Here is a 20553-nt window from a genome sequence, read left to right as displayed (position 1 = left end):
ATAGGTGGGAATTGTACATTTTTTCGGGGAAGACCTTTAGTATGTGTATTGGAAAAAACTAGCGGGGAGTGTAGAATTACAACATATATTGTAAGCGCTTGCTTTGATTGCAGAAGGAGATGCATTCAATGAATTACCGTAATCGCCGGATATTTGAGCGCTATTCATGAAGGATTCACTTATTTTAATACCAAAGGAGATGCCTTATGAAACAACAACAACAAATACCTAAGCCTCACCAGCCACTCGTAACCCACATCTTCACTGCTGACCCGTCCGCCCATGTCTACGAGGGAAAGATCTACATTTATCCGTCCCATGACCTCGATCATGACGAGCCGAGCAACGATAACGGTGACCAGTATAAAATGGAAGACTATCATGTTCTCTCGATGGACAGCTTCGATTCCCCGGTGGTCGATCACGGTGAAGCGCTGCATCTGAGAGATATTCCATGGGCCTCCAAGCAGCTCTGGGCACCGGATGCAGCTTATAAGAACAATACCTATTACCTCTTCTTCCCGGCACGGGACCATGACGATATCTTCCGTCTGGGTGTGGCAACATCAGAGTCTCCGGCAGGCCCGTTCACGCCGCAGCCCAATTATATGGAAGGCAGCTTCAGTATCGATCCGGCAGTACTGGTGGATGACGACAATCAGTCATACATCTATTTCGGCGGACTCTGGGGCGGCCAGCTGGAGAAATGGCAGACCGGCAGCTTCATGCCAGATGCAGAAGGACCGGCTCCTGACCAGCCGGCGCTTGGTCCACAAGTTGCGCTGCTTAGCGACGACATGCTGTCCTTCCAAGGCAAGCCTGTCGAGATATCGATTGTCGATGAAGACGGGAATCCGATTCTGGCCGGGGATGAGGACCGGAGATATTTTGAAGGCCCATGGGTGCATAAATATAACGGCTATTATTACCTGTCCTACTCTACAGGAACCACACATAAGCTCGTATATGCGATCGGCAAGAACCCGATGGGACCATTCACATTCAAGGGAGAGATTCTCTCTCCAGTTATCGGCTGGACAACACACCACTCCATTGTGCAAGTTGAAGACAAGTGGTATCTGTTCTATCATGACAGCTCCCTGTCGGAAGGCGTCAACCACAAGCGCTGCGTTAAATATTCCGAGCTGAAATACAACGAAGATGGAACAATTCAGAAGATCAATCCTTATCCGGATGCCGATTAAGCTGACGGGTTAGGGAAACAGATAAGATTACAAGATAAGGCATAACATGAGGCAGCTCCTGACGGGGCTGCTTTTTTGATAGGAGAATCAGATACGCCACTCAAACATAAATCAGATCAACATAACGAATAACGGTCTTACAAATTAAGGATTCGAATTCATTCGATGTTATTGGAGGGTTTATTTATTATCAATAAATTCAATATATGTAGTTAAAACTTCATTACGCAGCAAAATTTATAAGGAGTCTCTTGCAAAACGAGAATAACCATGCTTGTCCACCAGAATTGTACTATAATAATGGAAATTAAATGAGAGATGGTGTTTCTCAATTGAAAACGGTTTACTGTGATCTGGAAATTACGTTAGATGTCATTGGCGGAAAGTGGAGACCGCTTATTCTGTATTACTTAATAAAAGGACCTAAACGGACCGGTGAATTGAAAAGGCTCATACCATCAATTTCACAGAAAATGTTAGTACAGTCGTTGAGGGAGTTGGAGAGTAATAATTTGATTAAAAGAAAAATGTATAATCAGGTACCACCAAAAGTGGAATATGCAATAACAGAAATAGGTATGTCACTTGAACCTACTTTGCGAGCTCTTTGTGATTGGGGGCAGGATTATGCAGAGAAGACAATTAAACAAGGATAAATATCGGAGATTAAATATAGAATAAAATAATTTTATTTTTTTTCTGTACTTCATCACAATTATTACTTTTAAGTTACTATATAACCTAAAAGTACGTACTGGTTCAATATTAATACATAGTACATAATAAACTTGTGACCAGGAAGAAAATTAATAAAAGGAGTGTTTAGTGATGTCAACAAACAACAATCAAATAATTCTTAATATTCGTTTTAAAATAAAGCCTGGTAAGAAAGATTCATTCCGCGAAAGCCTATTTTCAATGATTAGCAACTTCAAAAGTGAACCTTCCTTTGTCAGTGCTATTGTCTCCGATGATCTTGTCATCTATGAGATCTGGCGGGGTACAAAAGAAAGCTGGATTCAACACGAGCTAAACAAACCTTATCGTGCTGAGTATGAAGATTCTCTTACTAAACTTATTGATGATCGAATCGTAAGCTGGCTTGAACCAGTCGGTGAATGGGGTAGTAGACTGACATTACTAACTTAACTAACGATAGCGCAATAATACACAAAGGCGGCTGATTAATATGATCAGCTGCTTTTTATTATTTTTCAGTAAAGTTCTTGTCCCAAGCTAAGAACAAGAACTTATTCCCATTACTGATTAGATGGATATCTTATTGGTACTTAGGTGATTTAGTCCCAACGGGTTAATGTTTTTTGGCTACAAAAGTTCGTTTGAGTTTGGCGGGCATAATTCTGCTTTACATATCCGAAAATATGACAGTGAATAGACCCCGGTGAAGCTGGGGTCTTTTAATTTTTCGTGGCTTGATTGACCCGCCAAATCGTAGCTAGATCACAACGACAGAATTTTTTTATTACAAATCAAACTTTTTGAACAACTCGCCCGTCTTGCTTCCGTAAGGCAATTGCAATTGATGGTTACCCGCGCGGGCCCAAAGGAGTGTCTCATTAAATGAAAGTCGGCCGGAAGCTGGAAAAGCTTCTCATCCAATGCATCACCGAAAACCAGGAAAGGGCGTATCGACTAGCTTACAGCTATGTCCGCAACAAAGAGGATGCTCTCGACATCGTACAGGATGTCATCCACAAAGCGTTCATGTCCATCGAAAACCTGAAGAATACGGGTTCATTAAAAAGCTGGTTTTTTCGCATCATCGTGACAACGTCACTGGATTTCATACGAAAACAGAAAAAAGTCCAGCTCATGGACGAAGAAAAACTGGAGGTTGTGCTTCCAAGCAGCCAAGACCATTATACTGATCTGGATCTGGCAAGATCACTGAATGAGCTGCCTGACAAATACCGGATCTTGATTATTCTCCGCTTTTTTGAAGATATGAAGATCGAAGAAATAGCTGAAGTGCTTAACGAGAATCTCAATACCGTGAAAACAAGGCTCTATCAAGGACTGCAGAAGCTTCGAGTGAACATGAGCGAGGAAGATCAAGAGGAGGAGAAACGATAATGAGTGACAAGCTGAATAGGATGAGGCGGGAGTATGAGTCCATTCCTATTCCCGATGAATTAAATGAGATGGTGAACAGAACGATCGCCTCCCGGCGAACAAAAATAAAGGCCATGCCCTGGCTCGTAAGCGCTGCTGCTGCTTGTATCCTACTGTCTGTCGGCGTAAATACCAGCCCTGCCTTCGCCAAGGCACTGTCTGAAGTGCCGGTGCTCGGGCAGATTGTCAAGGTGATCACCATCCGGGAATATACCGAACAGAACGAAAACACTGATGTAAATCTTAAAACGCCCGGCATTGCCGGCACTGGCAATCCTGAACTGGAACACTCCCTAAATACCAAATATTTGGAGGAAAACAAGAAGCTGTACGAGGGCTTCAAGGATGAAGTAGCCCAGCTGGAAAAAGGTGGGGAATGGCATCTCGGGCTGGAAAGCGGCTATGAAGTCGTCACCGATACGGATCGGCTGTTGACCCTTTCTCGTTATGTCGTCGAATCAGCCGGATCCTCTGCCGAATCCCGCAAATACGATACGATCGATAAAGTCAACCAAATCGTCATCACACTACCGAGCCTCTTCAGCAATGAGCGCTATATCCAAGTGATCAGCGACAATATTAAAGAGCAAATGCGTCAGCAGATGAAGGACGACCCGAGCAAGGTTTACTGGGTTGAGCAGCCGGGGATCAAGCCGGAGATGCCGAAGGAGCAACTGTTCCGCAGCATCGCGAAGGACCAGAATTTCTACATTAATCAGGACGGCAAGCTGGTCATCAGCTTCAATGAATATGACGTAGCGCCTGGCTCCATGGGCGTTGTCGAGTTTACGATTCCGACGGAGGCGATCCAGGACTTGCTCGTCAGCAACGAGTATATCCAATAAGAGCCGTTTAGCTCCGTACAATCGCTCCTTGATGCACTGTGCGGGGGCGCACTTGGTAGATCAACCACATACGACTAAATATTTATTAATCATTAGGAGGAAATTACAATGAAAACGATGCAATATACAACAAAATGGACCAAAACCTTGGCTGTCGCCGGCATGGCAAGCATTTTGATGGTATCCGCTTCCGGGCTCTCTGCCGCACAGGTCCATGCACAGGTCCAGTCAGCTTCCGGCAGCGGACAGATTATGGATCCCGCTCTTACCACTAAGATGGTTACAAGCAAGAAACTTCATTCATCTGAGAAATGGCTGAAGGCAGATATCACCATTCCCGTATTCCAAGGACTCGCAGATACCAAATATCAGGATCAGCTGAACGATATCATTGAATCCCATGCCTCCAAGGATCTTGCAAAATGGGAAAAGGCTGCCGTCGAAGCAGCCGCCTTGGCCAAAAAGAATGGCTACACCATGCATCCCTACCAGCTGTTGATCCAATATGAGCTGACATCTAACGGCTCGGATAACGGCCTGGTGTCCCTTAAAATCACCACGGAGGGAACAGGCATGAACAATCCTGAGACACTTGTAGACACGTACAACTTCACAAATGAAGCCGAGGCGAAGCGCATCACGCTTGAAGACCTGTTCGGCAGTAAGTACACGTCTATTCTGGATAAGCATATTAAATCCGAAATCGCTGCAGACCAAGAGCTCTATTATAAAGGAGAGAACGGGTTTCAGGGCGTACATCCCGAGCAAAGCTTTTACGTGAAGGGCGGGCATGCATATATCGTGTTCCAAAAATACAGCATCGCTCCGGGATCAACCGGCACGCCGGAATTTGCCGTGAAGCTCCCGGACCATAAAGACGTACACGGAGCAGTACAATCGATCATTCCTTCCAGCCAGCATTACATCGGCAAAAACGGCAAGCAAATGGTGCCTTTAGCCAGCGTACTGCGCCAGCTGAATTTGAAGTCCATCCAAGACAAGCAAGGTCAGATTACGATCTCCCACGCAGAAAATTAAAAAAGCACACTTTTCTCATTTTCTGCACGCCCTCATGTTCGATTATAGCAAAAGGCCGCCCGCAATCATTTGCGCCTGTGGCCTTTATTCTTGTTTCTCGGCTTAATTAGCCCACCCAATCACAATAGCTGAAATTTCTTATTGCAAATCAAACTTTTCGAACAACTCGCCCGTCTTGCTTCCGTAAGGCAAGTGCAATTGAAGGTTACCCGCACGGACTCAAAGGATTTTCTAATTAAATGAGATGATAGGAAGTGGAAAGGCTTTGAAATTACATCATGAATCAACAAAAGTGTACGGAAGTGCAATTCGCGGTGGAAGTCGCAAACGAAGTAGGGAAATTCGTTATGGAAAGTTTAGTTTGGTGCTTATGGGTTTGATTCTCCTTGTTATGGGGATTACATACTCATTCAGCGGTATGGCACATTGGATAAAGACGATGGTAGCACCTCCACCCATTTCTGTTATTCAACAGCCTGCTCAATTAGGGCTCATTCAGGAATCGCCAAACGTAAAAGAACAACCAACGAGATTTTTAGGCCAAGTGAGGAAAGTCGCATATATTACCTTTGATGACGGCCCTAGCAAATACACGGGGCAGTTGCTGGACATTATGAACCAGTATGATGCTAAAGCTACTTTTTTTATGGTTGGAGAGAATCTGGATTACTACCCGGAAGCGGTGAAGCGTTTGGTGAACGAAGGCAATTATCCCGGGCTGCATAGTATGACACATAGTTATAAAAAGTTATATAAGAGCGGAGGCTCTGACAAATTTTTGAATGAGTTTAAAGAAGTACAAAAAAAGGTCGAGGCATTGATTGGATATACGCCACATTTGATACGAGCGCCTTATGGAAGTAGCCCGCAGATTGGTGAGGCCTTTAGAGGGGATATCGCGGCAGCAGGGTTTAAAATGTGGGACTGGACTACGGACTCACTTGACTGGGACCTTCCCGGCCAGCCCAATAAAATTATATCCCGGATACAAAGAGGCGTACACCGAGATATAGAAGTTATTCTGATGCATGAACGGAAACAGACTGTAGAGGCTCTACCACAGATTTTAAAGCTGCTGAAAGCAAAAGGCTATGAGTTTGAGGTTTACAATCCGAATGAGCATGTGGTCGTTAATTTTAGCCACGATCCTCGCTTGTGATTCAACTTAGATAAACTAACAGTAAAGAGGGAATACCCGTGAGCAGCTTATTAAGCTTAGTCAATTCTAACTAGTTGCAAGGGTCCGTTAGAATTGTTCATGCGAAAAGTAACAGGTTATAATCTTTCAATTGAAGAAATTATAACAAGGTATGATGAATTTTTTAGGATCGTGTAACGTTCAAAGGGAGCGTATTTTTGTGTATCACATAACTATAGACGGAAAAAAAATTGGTAATATAAACGAGCTGCATCGTTTTCTTCAAGAGAATCTGGCATTAGACAAAATCTATTTTGAGAACCTAGAAGCATTGTGGGACGGATTGACCAGCCATGTTTCTATGCCCCTTACACTTCAATGGCTTGATTTTCAAATGAGCAGAAGAGCTCTTGGCAATTATGCTGATGAATTAATGAATTTATTTTATGAAATCGATGAAGAGTTAGAAGAACTGTTCACCTTTATTTTAAAACTATGATGTGTTCTTTGTTCTTTTATCTAGGGACAAAACATTTCCATACAAAGTCGCTAATATAGCGGCTTTTTTGTGCGTTTGATTGATTACCACTTTGAACAGGACTGCAATGAAGCGAGGTTACAAACTAGGGATGCTCAGTTAAACTGGACAAAGGTACCGTCATTTCCTGCTCCGAGTTACCTATCGGATAGATTCGAGCAGTTTCATCCTCATTAACATGCTGGATAAAGATCGGCGCATCCTGATAAATTACATTTCTCATTACACTTTTAGAGGCTTTAAAAAGCAGAGAAAGTAATTAAATTTAGAATTTATTTTAATGATTAATATTGCTCGTTAATCAAAAAGGCCTCTGATCCACCTGTTTCTAATCAATTCAGGCTCATCGTAGTGACTATTCTCAAGTTTTGGTTTTAACCTCCAAAAACCTTTTTCCCACTGTAAACAATCGGGTTCAATATATTGAAGTCCGCTAATTACAGAATCAATATCAGAAGCGGAGAGATCGATGAGTTCTTTTTTATGGAATAGGGCTGTAAAGCCATGTTCAATAGAAATTTTGCAGTGTTTGTTAAAATTAAGGGAATAGTATGAATGCCCATCTTTGGCATGGTCATGTAGAATCTGAAGTATAGGAAGACCTACATATGAATGAAGATCCTCTATTTCTTTAGGATAAATCGTTTCAAACGAGTGATTTTGTTCATCATATATCTCATAAACTATCCCGTATAATTGCCATTCCAACAAACTTTCTAAGAAGATCGTATATATCTCGTGAAAATGCTTTTTAACAAAATGAATTGTATTTAGATCTTCCGTGGTTAGTGCATGATTAGTATCGATAAACGTAGTAAGCGAATATATCTCCGTATTAAACAAATCTACCGAAGCTTTAACCTCCAATGCCCCTTCCCAGCTTTCATATTTTTCGATGTATCGCAATTGATCTAATGTTCTGTTCATTTTTCACCTCAGACGACTGACTAGAATTTTGATATGCTTGGAGATAAAATATATGATATGCCACATATAACACTAAAAAGTTGAAATGTACCATGATTAGAAATGCAAACGTTTTTTAAAAGTGATATGTTCTCTCCATTACTAATTAATTTAACAGAAAATTAGGCTTAATAGAATAACAATGAAAGTGGTAGGGAATTAGACATAGCACATGTCGAGGGACAATAACTTGTACTGATTGTCGGATTGGACAAGAACATGTTCCCACTTCTGATAAGATTAATATCTAAGTGTAGAAGCTAGTCTCTTTTAACAGACTACAGTATCGATTATGATCAAGAGACCAGTTTGGTGGCGGGGTTTGCTTTGTTAAGTGGGGAAGCTTCTTCTTCAATGGCGTAACAGGCAGGACAGGATAACCATTTTATCGAACATTAGATAATAAGGGGATTTATAAAGGTCAATTGACTAGGAGTGAGGGTATGAAATTATTACTGACATCTGCAGGCGTTAATAATCAAAGTATACAGAATGCGTTAGTTGGCATGTTGGATAAGCCGATTGCTGACTCCAATGCCCTTTGCATTCCCACGGCGATGTACGGACACCCCTGGGTTGGCCCTGGCGTCAAAACCTGGGAGTTTATCAGCGGGAAATCCGAGAATCCCATGGTCAACCTGGGTTGGAAGTCTGTAGGCGTGCTGGAGCTCACCGCACTGCCAAGTATCAGTAGAGACCACTGGGAGCCCCTGGTTCGGGAAACAGACGTCTTGCTGGTATCGGGTGGCGACGCTCTCTTCCTATACCATTGGATGCGACAATCCGGACTGGCAGAACTTTTGCCTTCACTGAAGGCCGTTTATGTGGGAATGAGCGCCGGCAGTATGGTGATGGCACCTAAGATCGGGAAATACTTTGTGGGGTGGACTTCACCTACCGGTGGCGATGAAACGTTGGGACTGGTTGATTTTGCAATTTTTCCGCATCTTGATCACGTCATGCTGCCAGATAACACTATGGGTGCAGCTGAGAGCTGGGTCGCAGAGATTCAAGGACCGGCATATGCAATCGATGATCAGACCGCCATTAAGGTGATCGATGGAGCAGTAGAAGTGGTTTCCGAAGGGAATTGGAGGCATTTTACGCTCTAAGATTCCTCACCAGTGAGGAATCGGGATACAATAATCCAATATTAATAAGAAAAGCAGCTGATCTACGTGATAGGCTGCTTTTCTCCTGCTCTCATCTGGTGTAATCATTGTCAATGTACAAAATGGTTCTCGTAGTGGTAAGCAGTAGCAGGGGAAACAGTCAACCTTAGGTTACAACAGACTATCCTTCAGTACAAAGAGTCATCGAGGTTCATTGTGACGCTTTACTAGTTGCAAAGCAAGGTGTTGATGGTGTTCTTAACGCAGACCCTAAATTGGATAAGGATGCGAGGAAATTTCGCTCGCTTCATTTGAAAAATATATAAGAGGAGGCCACTCATTTGAAAGCACTTGTATTTAATAAATTCGGAGGACCGGAAGTACTAGAATATCTTGAAATTTCGGATCCAGTTATCGGGCCTGACGAAATATTAGTAAGGATGAAAGCCATCGGATTGAATTTTGCAGATATTTATAGAAGGAAAGGGAACTATCATCTTACTGGGAACTCCCCGTTTATTTTAGGTTATGAAGGGGCAGGAGTCGTTGAAAAAACGGGAGCTAATGTCCAGGGAATCAGCGTTGGCGACCCTGTTGCATTTGCAGATGTCCCCCATGCTAACGCAGAAAAAGTAGCTGTTCCTATAGAAAAGGCAATTCCTATTCCAGAGACCGTTTCATTTGACAAGGCGGCTTCTGTTTTATTGCAAGGATTGACTGCCCACTATTTAACAAAAGATAGTTATGCGGTTAAGGAGAATGATGTAATTCTAGTTCATGCCGCAGCAGGGGGCGTTGGACAGTTGCTTGTGCAAATGGCAAAGCTCTTCGGTGGGAAGGTCATTGGTTTAACCTCCTCCATGGAGAAGGCATTGGCAGTTAAGAACTCTGGAGGAAATCAGGTTTTTTTGTACTCGGAAGATTGGAAAAGAAAAGTCATGGAGGAGACAAACGGAAAAGGTGTGGATGTTGTCTATGACTCCGTAGGCTCCACGCTCGAGGATAGTTTTGCAGTCACTCGCATTGGGGGGACGGTTGTATTTTATGGAATGGCAGGGGGAGACCCTGCTCCAGTTGATCCAAGGATGTTGATGGATACGTCAAAAACTTTGACTGGTGGCGATCTTTGGAATTTCCTTACTTCCCGCGAGGAACGGGCAACCCGTTCAGCCGAGTTGTTCCGCTGGATCGAAGAGGGGAAAATAACGGTATCCGAGCCTACGGTATTTGCACTACGAGATGGAAGAAAAGCGCATCAATTTCTGGAAAGCCGGAAAAGCACGGGGAAAATCTTACTAAGACCATAAAAATCGTATGCGCTACATGGGAATACTTAACCCATAGAAAGGGATGAAATATTTGTTTACTAAGATACGTATTGTATCTTATAATCCTCTTAAAGATACATATAGTATCTTAAAAAATATCGCGCAAATAATGTAAGGCTGCGCGCATCTTGATTCCAGTTTTTGTAGAAAGGAGGGGAGGACCGATGGAAACGAAAAAAGCGCCTTGGCAGGCACCGGAATTAGAGGTGCTGGATGTGCAGCAAACGATGGCTGGCTATGGATACAGGCAAATTGATTGGCTCGAAGAACATGATGCAGACCTATATGATCCAACATCCTGATAACCATACTTCAAATTGAAAATCGTATTCTTGCTCAAAAGGTCGCCTGTGGGCGGCTTTTTCGATGTGAGAGAGGAGTGATCATTTTCAATACTTCTAAACAAACGATGTCTCATAAATTCAATGATCGCTTCAGCAAAATTGGAATTTATGGCGTGCAAGGAGTTTTTATTATTCTGTTCTTGCTGTTAACCCCCGTCTACTATTTGAACAAATGGGACTTTAAACGTCACAAAAAGCGTAAGCCTTTCTACACCAGTAAGTTGGTTCGATTGCAAGAGCGTTATCCGGTTCTCTACGAATTAGCCATGTACGTTCAAAACTTTCCTATTCCTCATAATGTCTACAAAGTTTTACCCCCTTTAAGGGGCGATGTTCTTCAGGTGGGCTGTGGTACAGGTTTATTGAACAAGTATCTTCGCAAGCAGAAGGATATTCGTTTTCTCAATATGGATCCGAATTTAAATGCGCTGAAACTTGGAAAGAAGTGGGGAAGGTTTGATTCGTATATCCATGCCTTCATTGATAAGCCGACTTCTTTACCTCAACATTGCTGCGATATGATTTTGTTTGCACGAAGCTTTCATCACATTCGTCATCACAAAAAAGCCTTCATTGAGAGCTGCAGATTGTTACGTGACGGTGGTTCTATCATTATTGCGGACCCGGTTATTCTCAAGTCTCTTGCAGGTTCTGTAACGGACGGTGGTTATATGGCGAACTCTTCGATTGATGGTGTAATTTGGAGATTTACCAAAGAAACATTAATTACTCACATCGAGCGCTGTATTCCTCCTGAATTAAAGATTGAATCCGTGACCGAAACGAGACAAGTGCATGTAACAAATTACAATTTATTTGTACCTCAGACAGATATCGTAGTGGTACTCCGAAAAAGAGAGGCTGTATAACATTGACAACTAAATTTATTTAGGGTGTTTGAAATCTGAAGACTTATTCAATGTTTTATCCGTTGCTCAGCCAGAAACATGTCTTGCGGATAATATAGCTAAAGGTACCTCTCTACAGAGGTGCCTTTTAAGGTTTATGATGGAGTTAAAGATTTAAAAATAAAAGCAGCCCAGATACGATAAAAGTACTGGACTGCTTCTATTTTTTTGAAATGTGCCCCGGGACATTTCTTCGTAATATTTATAATACTAATGAATTATCCTTATATATTATTCCTCAGATATAAATCTTTTTCCAAGCAATAACATTCCGTAGCTAACGACCAGAAAATATAAGGGCATTACCAGCAATGAACCGTTATGCAGAGCACCCATTCCCCATGTCGTAAGGCTTACCAGCAAGTAGTAGCCCAAGCTGAATATGGCACCTGCTGTGCCAATTACATCTTGAAAATGAACAAGAGCAAGACTTAGACAATTGGGCAAAGCGATACCTGCGCCAATCAACAGAATAAACATGGCAGTTAACATGCAGATGATCTGTAAAAGATTGGGCAGCATAGACAAGCTGCTTCCAAGGGTCAGGAGCAGAGCTCCGCTGGTCATGACCAGACAACCCAAATGAATGATTTTTTCCGGTGTGTAAACGGCCAATAATCTTGTGGAGATCATTGAACCGACCACCGCTGCCAAGGCCACAATAATGCCAAGAAAACCATAAACGCCAGGCGATAACTCAAAGTGTTCAATGAAGATGAAGGGTGCTTCGGCATAATAACTGAATAAAACACCGTTAATACCACCGATCAATACCCCAAACACCAGTACACGCGGCATAGCTAGCATCTTTTGTACAACCGGAAGTATGGCCACCCTGGATCTCAAAGAAACGTTCGTTGTCTCTGGCAGTCTAAGAAAAGCATATATGAACAACAATACACTCATCAGTACTAACGCCAAGAATACCCATCTGAAGCCAAGGGCCTGATCAATCCAACCACCAATCAGTGGTCCAACTGCCGGCGTAAAAGCAATGACAGCAGAGATTTGGGCAAACATCACATGTCTTCTATCTCCAGGTACACTTTCTCGAAGCATGGTTTGGGTGATAATCGAACCAGTTGCGGCACCAAAAGCTTGTACGAAACGGCCGATGAGAAGCAACTGAATCGATGCCGAATAAAAGCACATCAAGCTTCCAATCCCATATACGGTGAGACCGCCCAGCATTGCAGGTCTACGACCAATCAAGTCGGACAGCCAGCCCCAGCAGAAGACGCCGAAGGCAAATCCTATAAAATAAATGCTTAACGTGAATTGTACTGAACTATTGGTTACACCTAGTGCTGCTGCGATATCTGGCAGCGATGGAGTGTAGATGGTCTCGCTGATTTGAGGAAAAGCGATAAGAACAATCATTAAAAGCAATGATGGTACTGCATATTTCTTCATTATATGTTAGCCCTCCTACAAGCTTATACTCTGTTATGATAACAAGAATATGAGCCTAGCTAGGGAAAGGGAGGCATCATGATGGCGAGACGACTATAAATCATCATTTGCTGAATTACCTTTCATTATTATAAGAGTAGGAGGGTTTGCAATCATTATTAATACTTGACATAGGTTAACATGCTTGATATGGAAAATCAACAAGCGCTGGCAGCAGGGCAAGAAATTACGGATTGGGCAAGAAACATGGTTCAAGTCGCTATTCGCGGCTTTCATATTATTAGGTCAGCCAGAATTTTTTGGTTGGCCTATTTTTATGGGGGTTTTACGATGATGGTAGCCGGGAGAACATATATCCGGCAAACTTTATGATTTTATAATCAATTGGTTATATAAAGCTTATTTCATATATATATTAGTACGGCATGTATAGCGCTTACAGCATGGAATCTAAGAAATTGTTGCGAAGGGGTCTTTTCTTTGAATGGTTAGAATTATTATGTTAAGGATGGTGGTCCCAAGATGGATTGTAACCGCTTAAATGAATAGAACTAACTAGTCAGCTGACTTTTCAAATGCATAACAAAAAAGAGAGGATGACGAACAAATGAAAAAACGCAGTGCTTTAATCTCCATCGTTACACTCCTTATTATGTCACTTGTCTTTACTGCATGTGGTAATCCTTCTGGTTCAAAAACGGAAACAAAGCAATTAGGGGCTAATGCCGGTGAGAATGCAACAGAATTGTCATTTTGGACATTCGTAGATCTGCACGGCAAGCATTTGGATAAAATGCTGGGGTTATGGAACCAACAGAACCCAGACAAACAGATTAAGTTGAATGTAACGGTTATGCCTTACGATGATATGCACAACAAGCTCTTATTGGCAGTTACAAGCGGAAAAGGTGCTCCTGATATCGCGGATATCGAGCTTGGTAAATTCCCTAAATTTTTGGAAGGTGACAACGTTCCCCTGGAATCTTTGAATGATGTATTTGCACCATACAAAGACACTGTTGTTCCTTCACGTGTCGAGATTTACTCCAAAGCAGATCAGGTTTATGGCTTTGATTATCACGTAGGTGCTACGCTTGCTTTCTACAACACTGAAATTCTCGAACAAGCAGGTGTTGACTACAAGACCATCAAAACGTGGGAAGATTACAAACAAGCAGGTATCCAGGTTTACGAAAGGACTGGCAAGTACTTAGGTACTGCTGATACGTCAGCTTCGTTCCAAGCATCGCTGCTGCTAGCTCAGCAAAATGCTGATTTCACAGATGAAAATGGTAATCCAAAAGTGAATTCGCCTGAAATGATTAAAGCGCTTGAAATGTTAGTCGATCTGCAGAAGAACAATGTTATTCATACGATCCCTGGCGGACAACCTGACACAGAAGAAGCAAAAGGCGAATATAACAAAGGCAACTACGCAAGTGCATTAATGCCTGAGTGGTACATGTCCCGCTTTGTAAACGAAATGAAAGACCTTAAAGGGAAGTATGCAATAGCTCCATTGCCTGTATTCGAAGAAGGTAACCCTCGCTCCGTTGGCTTAGGCGGTACTGGCACAGTTGTTACTAAGAATGGTACTGACGTTCAGCTGGCAAAAGAATTTGTAGCCTTTGCTAAGCTTTCGAAAGAAGCTACTACTGAAATCTGGAATACACTTGGATTTGACCCAATCAACATGGAAGTATGGAAAGATGATGCAGTTACGAAAAACCCTGAAAATGAATACGTCCAATACTTTAAAACAAACGCATTTGATACTTTGAATGAAGTCAAGGACGAAATTCAAGCGATTAAATCCGTTAAAGCGTCACCGACGATCGGCAATATATTCAATACGGTTACTTTGAATGCGATCTTTGAAGATGGCCAAGACGTGAAGGAAGCGTTGGATGAAGCACAAGCAGCCATTGAACAAGAATTGAAATAAATATAATAAGTAAATGATTCGATTAAACCTGTTGGCAGGTATAGTTGTCGGCAGGTTTAACCATAGTCAAGGGAGATTGAGAATATGATAAAGAAATTTGTATACTCTCAAAAAGTTGCGCCTTATGTTTTTGTATTGCCATTTATACTCATATTTTCGATCTTCTGGTTGTATCCGCTTATAAATTCATTCGTAATGAGTTTTCAAGATCGGATGCTGGGACAGGATCCTAAATGGATTGGTGAAGCGAACTATTCGAAATTGCTTACTGATAAAGTGTTTTTGATATCTATTAAAAATAGCGTTGTGTACATGTTAGGAACCTTAGTGCTGTTAATTCCCTTTCCCATGTTATTTGCCGTTATGATCAACAGTAAGTTAATGATGGGAAGAGAGTTTTTTAAATCTTCGTTCTTTCTCCCTGCATTAACATCTGTCGCAGTTGCGGGTACTATTTTCCGCCTTACATTCGGCGAAATGGATGGTTCATTAATGAACAGCTTCCTGGGTCTATTGGGTATAGAGCCTATTAAATTTTTGAAAGACGGAAATTGGAGTATGGCAGCACTGTTAATCCTCGCATGTTGGAGATGGACGGGCGTTAACATGCTTTACTATCTATCCGGTTTGAAAAGCATTGACAATGAATATTATGAGGCCGCTTCCATTGACGGGGCATCTGCTTGGCAGAAGTTCAGAATGATCACAATGCCATTATTGAAGCCGACCACGGTATATGTTACCACAATTAGTGTTTATGCAGGGTTAGCCATGTTTACCGAGAGCCTGATGATGTTTAACGGTAACAAATCACCTCAAAATATTGGTTTAACCATTGTTGGATACCTGTATAGACAAGGGATTGAGCAGAATAAGCTGGGTTACGCAGCTGCAGTTGGTATCATTCTGTTGGTCATTGCTATGGTTATCAATTTAACGCAGTTGAAATTTAGTGGAATGTTCAAAAAGGAGGAGGATTAGAGTGGGCAAAAGTCAGACGAGGAGTGATTTCATCTCTAGAATAGTAATGATTTGTTTCTTCGTTATACTATTCGTTATAATCATGATCCCATTCTACGCAGTGGCCCTATCTTCCTTTAAACCAGGTGAATCATTAATTAGATATGGTCTTAACCTAAGTTTGGATTTTGAAATCATGAGTTTTGATAATTTCATCTATCTATTTACTGGAGAACATGATTATTTTGTATGGTTTTGGAATAGTATGATTTTAACAATCGTTCAAGTGGTTTTAACACTTTTTGTAAGCGCATTTGTTGCATATGGTTTTGCAGCTTATCATTTTAAAGGTAAGAACTTCCTCTTTATATGTGTTTTGCTCATTATGATGGTGCCTTTCGAAATACTGCTGGTTCCTTTGTACAGTCTAATTAATGATTTGGGAATGGTGAATAGCTATTCGGCAATCATTCTGCCCGGTATAGCCAATGCCGCGACCATATTTTTCTTCAGGCAATATCTACGAAGCATACCCAAAGAGATTATTCAATCTGGGCGGGTTGATGGAGCAAACGAGTATGCGATTTATTTCAGACTAATTATGCCGATTATGAAGCCATCCTTTGCAGCAATGGCCATTTTGAATGGTATGAATAGCTGGAATAATCTATTGTGGCCATTCATGGTGCTCGGAGATCAGAGTAAATATACACTTCCAATCGGTTTGAAAACGTTGTTAACTCCTTATGGCAATAACTATGACCTATTGATCGTGGGCTCCTTTTTCTCCATCGTTCCAATTTTCATACTATTCATTGCTTTTCAGAAATATTTCATAGACGGTATGACTGCAGGTGCTGTTAAAGGGTAGTATATATTATGAAACAGGTAATAAGATGGAAATCCAACAACGAGCATCACACGACATTCAACCATTAATTGAACAGAGAGCAGATCCTTTTATTTGCCGACATTTGGACGGTTATTATTACTTCGTAGCATCCGTTCCGGAGTATGATCCGATTGAAATCCGTAGAGCTCAGAACCTTGAAAAGCTTGTTACATCTACTCCTGTAGTAATCTGGAGAAAGGCGCGATACTGGTATCCTTAGTGCCAATATTTGGGCACCCGAACTTCATTTTATTGATGACAAATGGTACGTATATTTTGCTGCCGCACACACGACGGATACGAATGAAGGCTTGTTCGACCATCGGATGTACCTGCTAGAGAATGAAAATGTCAATCCGCTCCAAGGCAGCTGGATGGAAAGATGGCAGGTTCGTACCGAATGGGAAAGCTTCGCCCTCGATGCCACTACCTTTGAGCATAACGGCAGCCGTTATTACGTATGGGCACAAAAGGATCCGAATATTGCAGGTAACTCTAATCTGTATATATCTACAATGAGCAATCCATGGACGCTGACTGGGCCGCAAACGATGATTTCGCTGCCGGAATATGACTGGAAGATCATTGGTTATAAAGTGAACGAAGGCGCGGCATTTCTTCGCAAGGGTAATCGGGTATTCCTCTCTTACTCGGCTAGCGCCACCGATTACAATTATTGCATGGGTCTACTTGAAGCCGACGCGGATGCTGATTTGCTCGATGCCACCTCATGGCGGAAGTCGCAAACAATCGAAGGCACCCTACTGTGTGCCTTCGATTTCGCTCTAAAGATAATACGCCGAACCATATCCTAAGGGCAGGATAGCTTAACAAACAAGTCGAAGAGTTAAGTGGGACTAACCTTGCTTAAAGAGGAAAGAGATCACGTAAATTATAAAAATGTTATTCACGGAATGCTTAAGCTATTGCTGTTATTAAATACTTTATACATAAATGAGCTAAATGAACTATGGAAAGAAGAGGGCGAAATTCAGTCACACGTTGATAAATGTCCAAGGACAAGAACAATGTGTCATTGCCGAGCGGAATGGTTTCCATTCACCTCATTACTTCCTGGTTCTGATGATCTCAATTTTTCTATCATTTTACCAATACATGGCATAAAGACATTTAAAATTGCCCCACTGAAGCAGACAGACAGTGCAGTTCCTATACCTATGGGTCCATTAAAAATGAATGCCATGAACAGGAATACAATGTTAATCAGAGTTCTTGCAAAAAATATATTCGTTCGAGTTATTTTTTTGAGTGAGAGTGTTAATCGATCGATCGGAATCGGTGCAAAATTGGTCTGTAGATACAAGGCGGTTCCTATTCCTGCAACAATCAAACCGCAGCCGAAACACAAAAATTTGAAAAACAATAGGTCAGGGGCCACCCAAGTCCGTAACAATAACAGCCAGAAGTCAATACAAAAGCCTGTTATAAGGGCAGTTACTAATCCCAAATATTCAGGTTTCTGTTTTTGTAGCAACGAATTGAAAAATATCATAACTAAAGCAATGATAATCTCCCAGCTACCAACAGTTAAACCTACGTTTAGGGACAATCCGACCAGAAGAGCATCGAATGGAGAGCTTCCAAGCTCTGATTGTATGGTCAACGTAATGCCAAGAGTTAGAATCAAGATACCTATTGCATAAATTAAATATTGATTTACGCGTGATAACGGCATCATTTCGATAATAAATCTTTCACCATTAGATAATGCGGTATTCCATCTTCCATAAATACATCGGAGGTAGTCTGGTATCCTAGCTTGTGATAAAATCCCTCTGCATGTGCCTGTCCGTGTAATTTAACTTTGGATATTCCTTTATTTTCTGCAATCTCTTCCAGTGATGTAACGATTAATTTACCGAGACCATATTGGCGATAAGGTTTTAAGATACATATTCGATCTAATTTACCTACGCCATCTCGAATAATAATTCTGCCTGTTCCGGCGGGTAGTTCATTAAAATAGACCAGGATGTGCTCACACTGTCCATCTAAATTATCATAATCATCAAACTCATCTTCAAGTGGTACATTTTGTTCTTTCACAAACACTTCTTCTCTTATTTGAAAAGCGATGTTGAGCCCCTCAATGGAGTCTATTTTTTTTGATTTCATTTCTTTTAATCCTTTCAGAAATTCATTTTGTAATTAAAAACAAATTAAACATACTTTTAGAATGATTATAAATCATAATTTTTTTGTTGTAAATACAACAAAATGAGGAGCTAAAGGACTACGATTGATCCATGAACAATCAAAGAAGGATATGTAACATATAATAAATCCCTGATAAGCTCTTTTATGCAGGAGCCTAAACTCGAAATCCTCCCGTTGGAAACGAAGGGGGGATTTTTATTTTTCATCTGGCTTGCAATTGAGACAGAGATAGTGGATGGACAATGGGAGATTGATGATTTGGGTATACGTTCAAGGGCGTGGAACCCATGAGGATATTGCGAAAGAAATCCATGTGGCTCGCGCCATCGACTACAGGGGGATCGAACGGGAAAGGACTGTGTGTTTTCCAATACCCGTATCGGGATGGAAAAACTGCTTTCAGTCAGTCATCAGTGGGATGATGTCGAGGGACAAGAACATATTCCCATCAAAGTCGCTATTATAGCGGCTTTTTTATTTTATCGGTACAAGTTCTTGTCCCGAGCCAAGGACAAGAACTTGTACCGATTGCCGGAATGGACAAGAACATAGTCCGATTTCCGATTAGATGAATATCTAAATATAATGCGATGTAGTTAAAACCACAACAAGCAGTGTAATGTAGGATAGTTTTTACATTTCTTACGAACGAAAAAACTTGATATGAGGTAAATACGGATGGATAGGTATTTTAAAATCGAAATTTTCTTTAGTGTACACATTAACAACACATCCCTCGCAGTGCAGCTATAATGCAATTCGAAAACCATCATTTGATTTTTTATTATTAAGTTTTTTTGTAAAATATTGTAGAGTGAATAAATTTATGATATATTTCTAAGAAAAAAATGGAATAAATAAATAAGAAAGGGTGAATTAGTATCCAATTATTTTGTATACCTTATGCCGGTGGTTCCTCTACTATTTATAATAAATGGAAAAGAATATTATCTCCACAGATAGACGTTGTCCCTATTGAATTGTCAGGGCGTGCAGGAAGATTCAGTGAAGGTTTATACAATTCGTTAAACGAAGCCGTACTTGACGTTCAATTACAGATCAATAAGAAAATCTCCAGTTCGAACTATGCAATATATGGACATAGTATGGGAGCATTAATTACTTACGAGCTAATTAAACAGTCACAAACGTTATCTCCAAAACATGTATTTATTTCTGGTTTAGCAGCACCTCGTTTCAATCATATTTCTCAAGATATACACCTCCTTCCAGATTCATTATTCATAGATGAAGTAAAAAAACTTAACGGTACACCTCCTGAGATTTTCGAAAATAATGAATTAATGGCTCTTTTTCTACCAGTTTTAAGATCAGATTTCAAAATAATCAGCGAATATAGCGAGACTAGTACAGAAAAAAAAATAAAACAAAATTTGAATATCTTTTATGGTAGTGACGAAGGGATGAAGGCTGAAAGTATTTTAGCATGGAGAGAATATACAGAAGGAACAATCGATTCTTATGAAATCTCCGGAGACCATTTTTTTGTGAATACAAACTACTCTAAGATATGTGACTTAATTAAAGGAGCAATATTTCCTTATCTTTACTAAATAGAGTTAATTGTGTGGTTAAAACAACTAAATAAC

The 20553-nt window shown here is 41.1% G+C and carries 21 protein-coding genes and 2 pseudogenes; 18 read left to right on the top strand and 5 right to left on the bottom strand.

From position 1 onward, the window contains the following. The first annotated feature begins 206 nt into the window (after positions 1-206). The 8 genes from IEW26_RS07745 to IEW26_RS07710 all read left to right on the top strand — a co-directional run bounded on the left by IEW26_RS07745 (position 207) and on the right by IEW26_RS07710 (position 6858). Positions 207-1205 carry a glycoside hydrolase family 43 protein gene (locus IEW26_RS07745; protein ID WP_188591949.1) on the top strand — a complete coding sequence of 333 codons (999 nt, stop codon included), beginning with the start codon at positions 207-209 and terminating at the stop codon, positions 1203-1205. A gap of 332 nt (positions 1206-1537) precedes the next feature. Continuing rightward, positions 1538-1861, top strand: coding sequence for a winged helix-turn-helix transcriptional regulator (locus IEW26_RS07740; RefSeq protein ID WP_373288455.1), 324 nt, complete (start codon positions 1538-1540; stop codon positions 1859-1861). A 172-nt stretch (positions 1862-2033) separates the two neighbouring features. Beyond that, positions 2034-2354 carry a putative quinol monooxygenase gene (locus IEW26_RS07735; protein WP_188591947.1) on the top strand — a complete coding sequence of 107 codons (321 nt, stop codon included), beginning with the start codon at positions 2034-2036 and terminating at the stop codon, positions 2352-2354. 432 nt (positions 2355-2786) lie between these two features. Then, positions 2787-3299 carry an RNA polymerase sigma factor SigV gene (gene sigV / locus IEW26_RS07730; protein ID WP_188591946.1) on the top strand — a complete coding sequence of 171 codons (513 nt, stop codon included), beginning with the start codon at positions 2787-2789 and terminating at the stop codon, positions 3297-3299. Then, positions 3299-4183 (top strand): anti-sigma-V factor RsiV, encoded by an 885-nt coding sequence (rsiV, locus tag IEW26_RS07725; RefSeq protein ID WP_188591945.1) that lies wholly within the window; start codon positions 3299-3301, stop codon positions 4181-4183. The genes sigV and rsiV overlap by 1 nt, the downstream gene beginning before the upstream one ends. A gap of 108 nt (positions 4184-4291) precedes the next feature. After that, positions 4292-5221 carry a DUF3298 and DUF4163 domain-containing protein gene (locus IEW26_RS07720; RefSeq protein WP_188591944.1) on the top strand — a complete coding sequence of 310 codons (930 nt, stop codon included), beginning with the start codon at positions 4292-4294 and terminating at the stop codon, positions 5219-5221. A 265-nt stretch (positions 5222-5486) separates the two neighbouring features. Beyond that, complete coding sequence (locus IEW26_RS07715; RefSeq protein ID WP_229729731.1) at positions 5487-6380, top strand: polysaccharide deacetylase family protein; 894 nt, start codon at positions 5487-5489, stop codon at positions 6378-6380. 199 nt (positions 6381-6579) lie between these two features. Next, positions 6580-6858: a barstar family protein gene (locus IEW26_RS07710; RefSeq protein WP_229729730.1), complete on the top strand. Its 279-nt coding sequence runs from the start codon at positions 6580-6582 to the stop codon at positions 6856-6858. Positions 6859-6982: 124 nt separating this feature from the next. On the opposite strand, the gene IEW26_RS07705 is transcribed toward IEW26_RS07710, so the two are convergent. Together IEW26_RS07705 and IEW26_RS07700 are read right to left on the bottom strand one after the other, a co-directional pair. Next, entirely contained in the window at positions 6983-7120 is a 138-nt protein-coding gene (locus IEW26_RS07705) for a small, acid-soluble spore protein, H family (protein ID WP_188591942.1), read from the bottom strand. A gap of 74 nt (positions 7121-7194) precedes the next feature. After that, positions 7195-7824 carry a hypothetical protein gene (locus IEW26_RS07700; RefSeq protein WP_188591941.1) on the bottom strand — a complete coding sequence of 210 codons (630 nt, stop codon included), beginning with the start codon at positions 7822-7824 and terminating at the stop codon, positions 7195-7197. Positions 7825-8306: 482 nt separating this feature from the next. Between IEW26_RS07700 and IEW26_RS07695 the strand changes: the two genes are divergently transcribed. The 5 genes and pseudogenes from IEW26_RS07695 to IEW26_RS07680 all read left to right on the top strand — a co-directional run bounded on the left by IEW26_RS07695 (position 8307) and on the right by IEW26_RS07680 (position 11516). Further along, positions 8307-8975 carry a Type 1 glutamine amidotransferase-like domain-containing protein gene (locus IEW26_RS07695; protein WP_188591940.1) on the top strand — a complete coding sequence of 223 codons (669 nt, stop codon included), beginning with the start codon at positions 8307-8309 and terminating at the stop codon, positions 8973-8975. 134 nt (positions 8976-9109) lie between these two features. Next, positions 9110-9298: pseudogene (locus IEW26_RS30735) on the top strand (amino acid kinase family protein); the annotation flags it as partial. A gap of 18 nt (positions 9299-9316) precedes the next feature. Next, positions 9317-10282: a quinone oxidoreductase family protein gene (locus IEW26_RS07690; protein ID WP_188591939.1), complete on the top strand. Its 966-nt coding sequence runs from the start codon at positions 9317-9319 to the stop codon at positions 10280-10282. A gap of 185 nt (positions 10283-10467) precedes the next feature. After that, entirely contained in the window at positions 10468-10605 is a 138-nt protein-coding gene (locus tag IEW26_RS07685) for a paeninodin family lasso peptide (protein WP_111270869.1), read from the top strand. 77 nt (positions 10606-10682) lie between these two features. After that, a complete protein-coding gene (locus tag IEW26_RS07680; protein WP_229729729.1) occupies positions 10683-11516 on the top strand; it encodes a class I SAM-dependent methyltransferase in 834 nt (277 codons plus the stop codon). Between the two features lie 270 nt (positions 11517-11786). Here the strand turns inward: IEW26_RS07680 and IEW26_RS07675 are convergent, their stop codons facing one another. Beyond that, positions 11787-12968, bottom strand: coding sequence for a multidrug effflux MFS transporter (locus IEW26_RS07675; RefSeq protein ID WP_188591937.1), 1182 nt, complete (start codon positions 12966-12968; stop codon positions 11787-11789). Positions 12969-13575: 607 nt separating this feature from the next. Here IEW26_RS07675 and IEW26_RS07665 point away from each other — a divergent pair. From IEW26_RS07665 to IEW26_RS07650, 4 genes and pseudogenes are all read left to right on the top strand, one after another. After that, complete coding sequence (locus tag IEW26_RS07665) at positions 13576-14913, top strand: ABC transporter substrate-binding protein (RefSeq protein WP_188591936.1); 1338 nt, start codon at positions 13576-13578, stop codon at positions 14911-14913. Between the two features lie 84 nt (positions 14914-14997). Continuing rightward, the gene (locus IEW26_RS07660) at positions 14998-15894 is read left to right on the top strand and encodes a carbohydrate ABC transporter permease (protein ID WP_188591935.1); all 897 of its coding nucleotides are present in this window, start codon (positions 14998-15000) and stop codon (positions 15892-15894) included. Positions 15895-15940: 46 nt separating this feature from the next. Next, positions 15941-16744, top strand: coding sequence for a carbohydrate ABC transporter permease (locus IEW26_RS07655; RefSeq protein ID WP_111270949.1), 804 nt, complete (start codon positions 15941-15943; stop codon positions 16742-16744). 25 nt (positions 16745-16769) lie between these two features. Beyond that, positions 16770-17508, top strand: a pseudogene (locus IEW26_RS07650) (family 43 glycosylhydrolase); the annotation flags it as partial. 290 nt (positions 17509-17798) lie between these two features. Here IEW26_RS07650 and IEW26_RS30305 read toward each other — a convergent pair. Next, positions 17799-18464, bottom strand: coding sequence for a YczE/YyaS/YitT family protein (locus IEW26_RS30305; protein ID WP_373288439.1), 666 nt, complete (start codon positions 18462-18464; stop codon positions 17799-17801). Continuing rightward, entirely contained in the window at positions 18461-18901 is a 441-nt protein-coding gene (locus IEW26_RS07640) for a GNAT family N-acetyltransferase (protein WP_188591933.1), read from the bottom strand. Before IEW26_RS07640 ends, IEW26_RS30305 begins: the two co-directional genes overlap by 4 nt. A 917-nt stretch (positions 18902-19818) precedes the next feature. Here IEW26_RS07640 and IEW26_RS07630 point away from each other — a divergent pair. Then, positions 19819-20517 carry a thioesterase II family protein gene (locus tag IEW26_RS07630; protein WP_188592383.1) on the top strand — a complete coding sequence of 233 codons (699 nt, stop codon included), beginning with the start codon at positions 19819-19821 and terminating at the stop codon, positions 20515-20517. Positions 20518-20553: the final 36 nt, after the last annotated feature.

Origin of the sequence: Paenibacillus silvae, from assembly GCF_014639235.1 — a bacterium.
Classification (GTDB): Bacteria; Bacillota; Bacilli; order Paenibacillales; family Paenibacillaceae; genus Paenibacillus; species Paenibacillus silvae.
Note: the sequence above shows the minus strand (reverse complement) of the source record. Positions and strands in the feature narration are given on the sequence as shown.

Coding starts and splice junctions, on each gene's coding strand:
- IEW26_RS07685 (WP_111270869.1), top strand. CDS start 10,468: ATGGAAACGAAAAAAGCGCCTTGGCAGGCACCGGAATTAGAGGTGCTG.
- IEW26_RS07695 (WP_188591940.1), top strand. CDS start 8,307: ATGAAATTATTACTGACATCTGCAGGCGTTAATAATCAAAGTATACAG.
- IEW26_RS07640 (WP_188591933.1), bottom strand. CDS start 18,901: ATGAAATCAAAAAAAATAGACTCCATTGAGGGGCTCAACATCGCTTTT.
- IEW26_RS07700 (WP_188591941.1), bottom strand. CDS start 7,824: ATGAACAGAACATTAGATCAATTGCGATACATCGAAAAATATGAAAGC.
- IEW26_RS07735 (WP_188591947.1), top strand. CDS start 2,034: ATGTCAACAAACAACAATCAAATAATTCTTAATATTCGTTTTAAAATA.
- IEW26_RS07655 (WP_111270949.1), top strand. CDS start 15,941: ATGATTTGTTTCTTCGTTATACTATTCGTTATAATCATGATCCCATTC.
- sigV (WP_188591946.1), top strand. CDS start 2,787: ATGAAAGTCGGCCGGAAGCTGGAAAAGCTTCTCATCCAATGCATCACC.
- rsiV (WP_188591945.1), top strand. CDS start 3,299: ATGAGTGACAAGCTGAATAGGATGAGGCGGGAGTATGAGTCCATTCCT.
- IEW26_RS07665 (WP_188591936.1), top strand. CDS start 13,576: ATGAAAAAACGCAGTGCTTTAATCTCCATCGTTACACTCCTTATTATG.
- IEW26_RS30305 (WP_373288439.1), bottom strand. CDS start 18,464: ATGATGCCGTTATCACGCGTAAATCAATATTTAATTTATGCAATAGGT.
- IEW26_RS07705 (WP_188591942.1), bottom strand. CDS start 7,120: ATGAGAAATGTAATTTATCAGGATGCGCCGATCTTTATCCAGCATGTT.
- IEW26_RS07720 (WP_188591944.1), top strand. CDS start 4,292: ATGAAAACGATGCAATATACAACAAAATGGACCAAAACCTTGGCTGTC.
- IEW26_RS07675 (WP_188591937.1), bottom strand. CDS start 12,968: ATGAAGAAATATGCAGTACCATCATTGCTTTTAATGATTGTTCTTATC.
- IEW26_RS07660 (WP_188591935.1), top strand. CDS start 14,998: ATGATAAAGAAATTTGTATACTCTCAAAAAGTTGCGCCTTATGTTTTT.
- IEW26_RS07745 (WP_188591949.1), top strand. CDS start 207: ATGAAACAACAACAACAAATACCTAAGCCTCACCAGCCACTCGTAACC.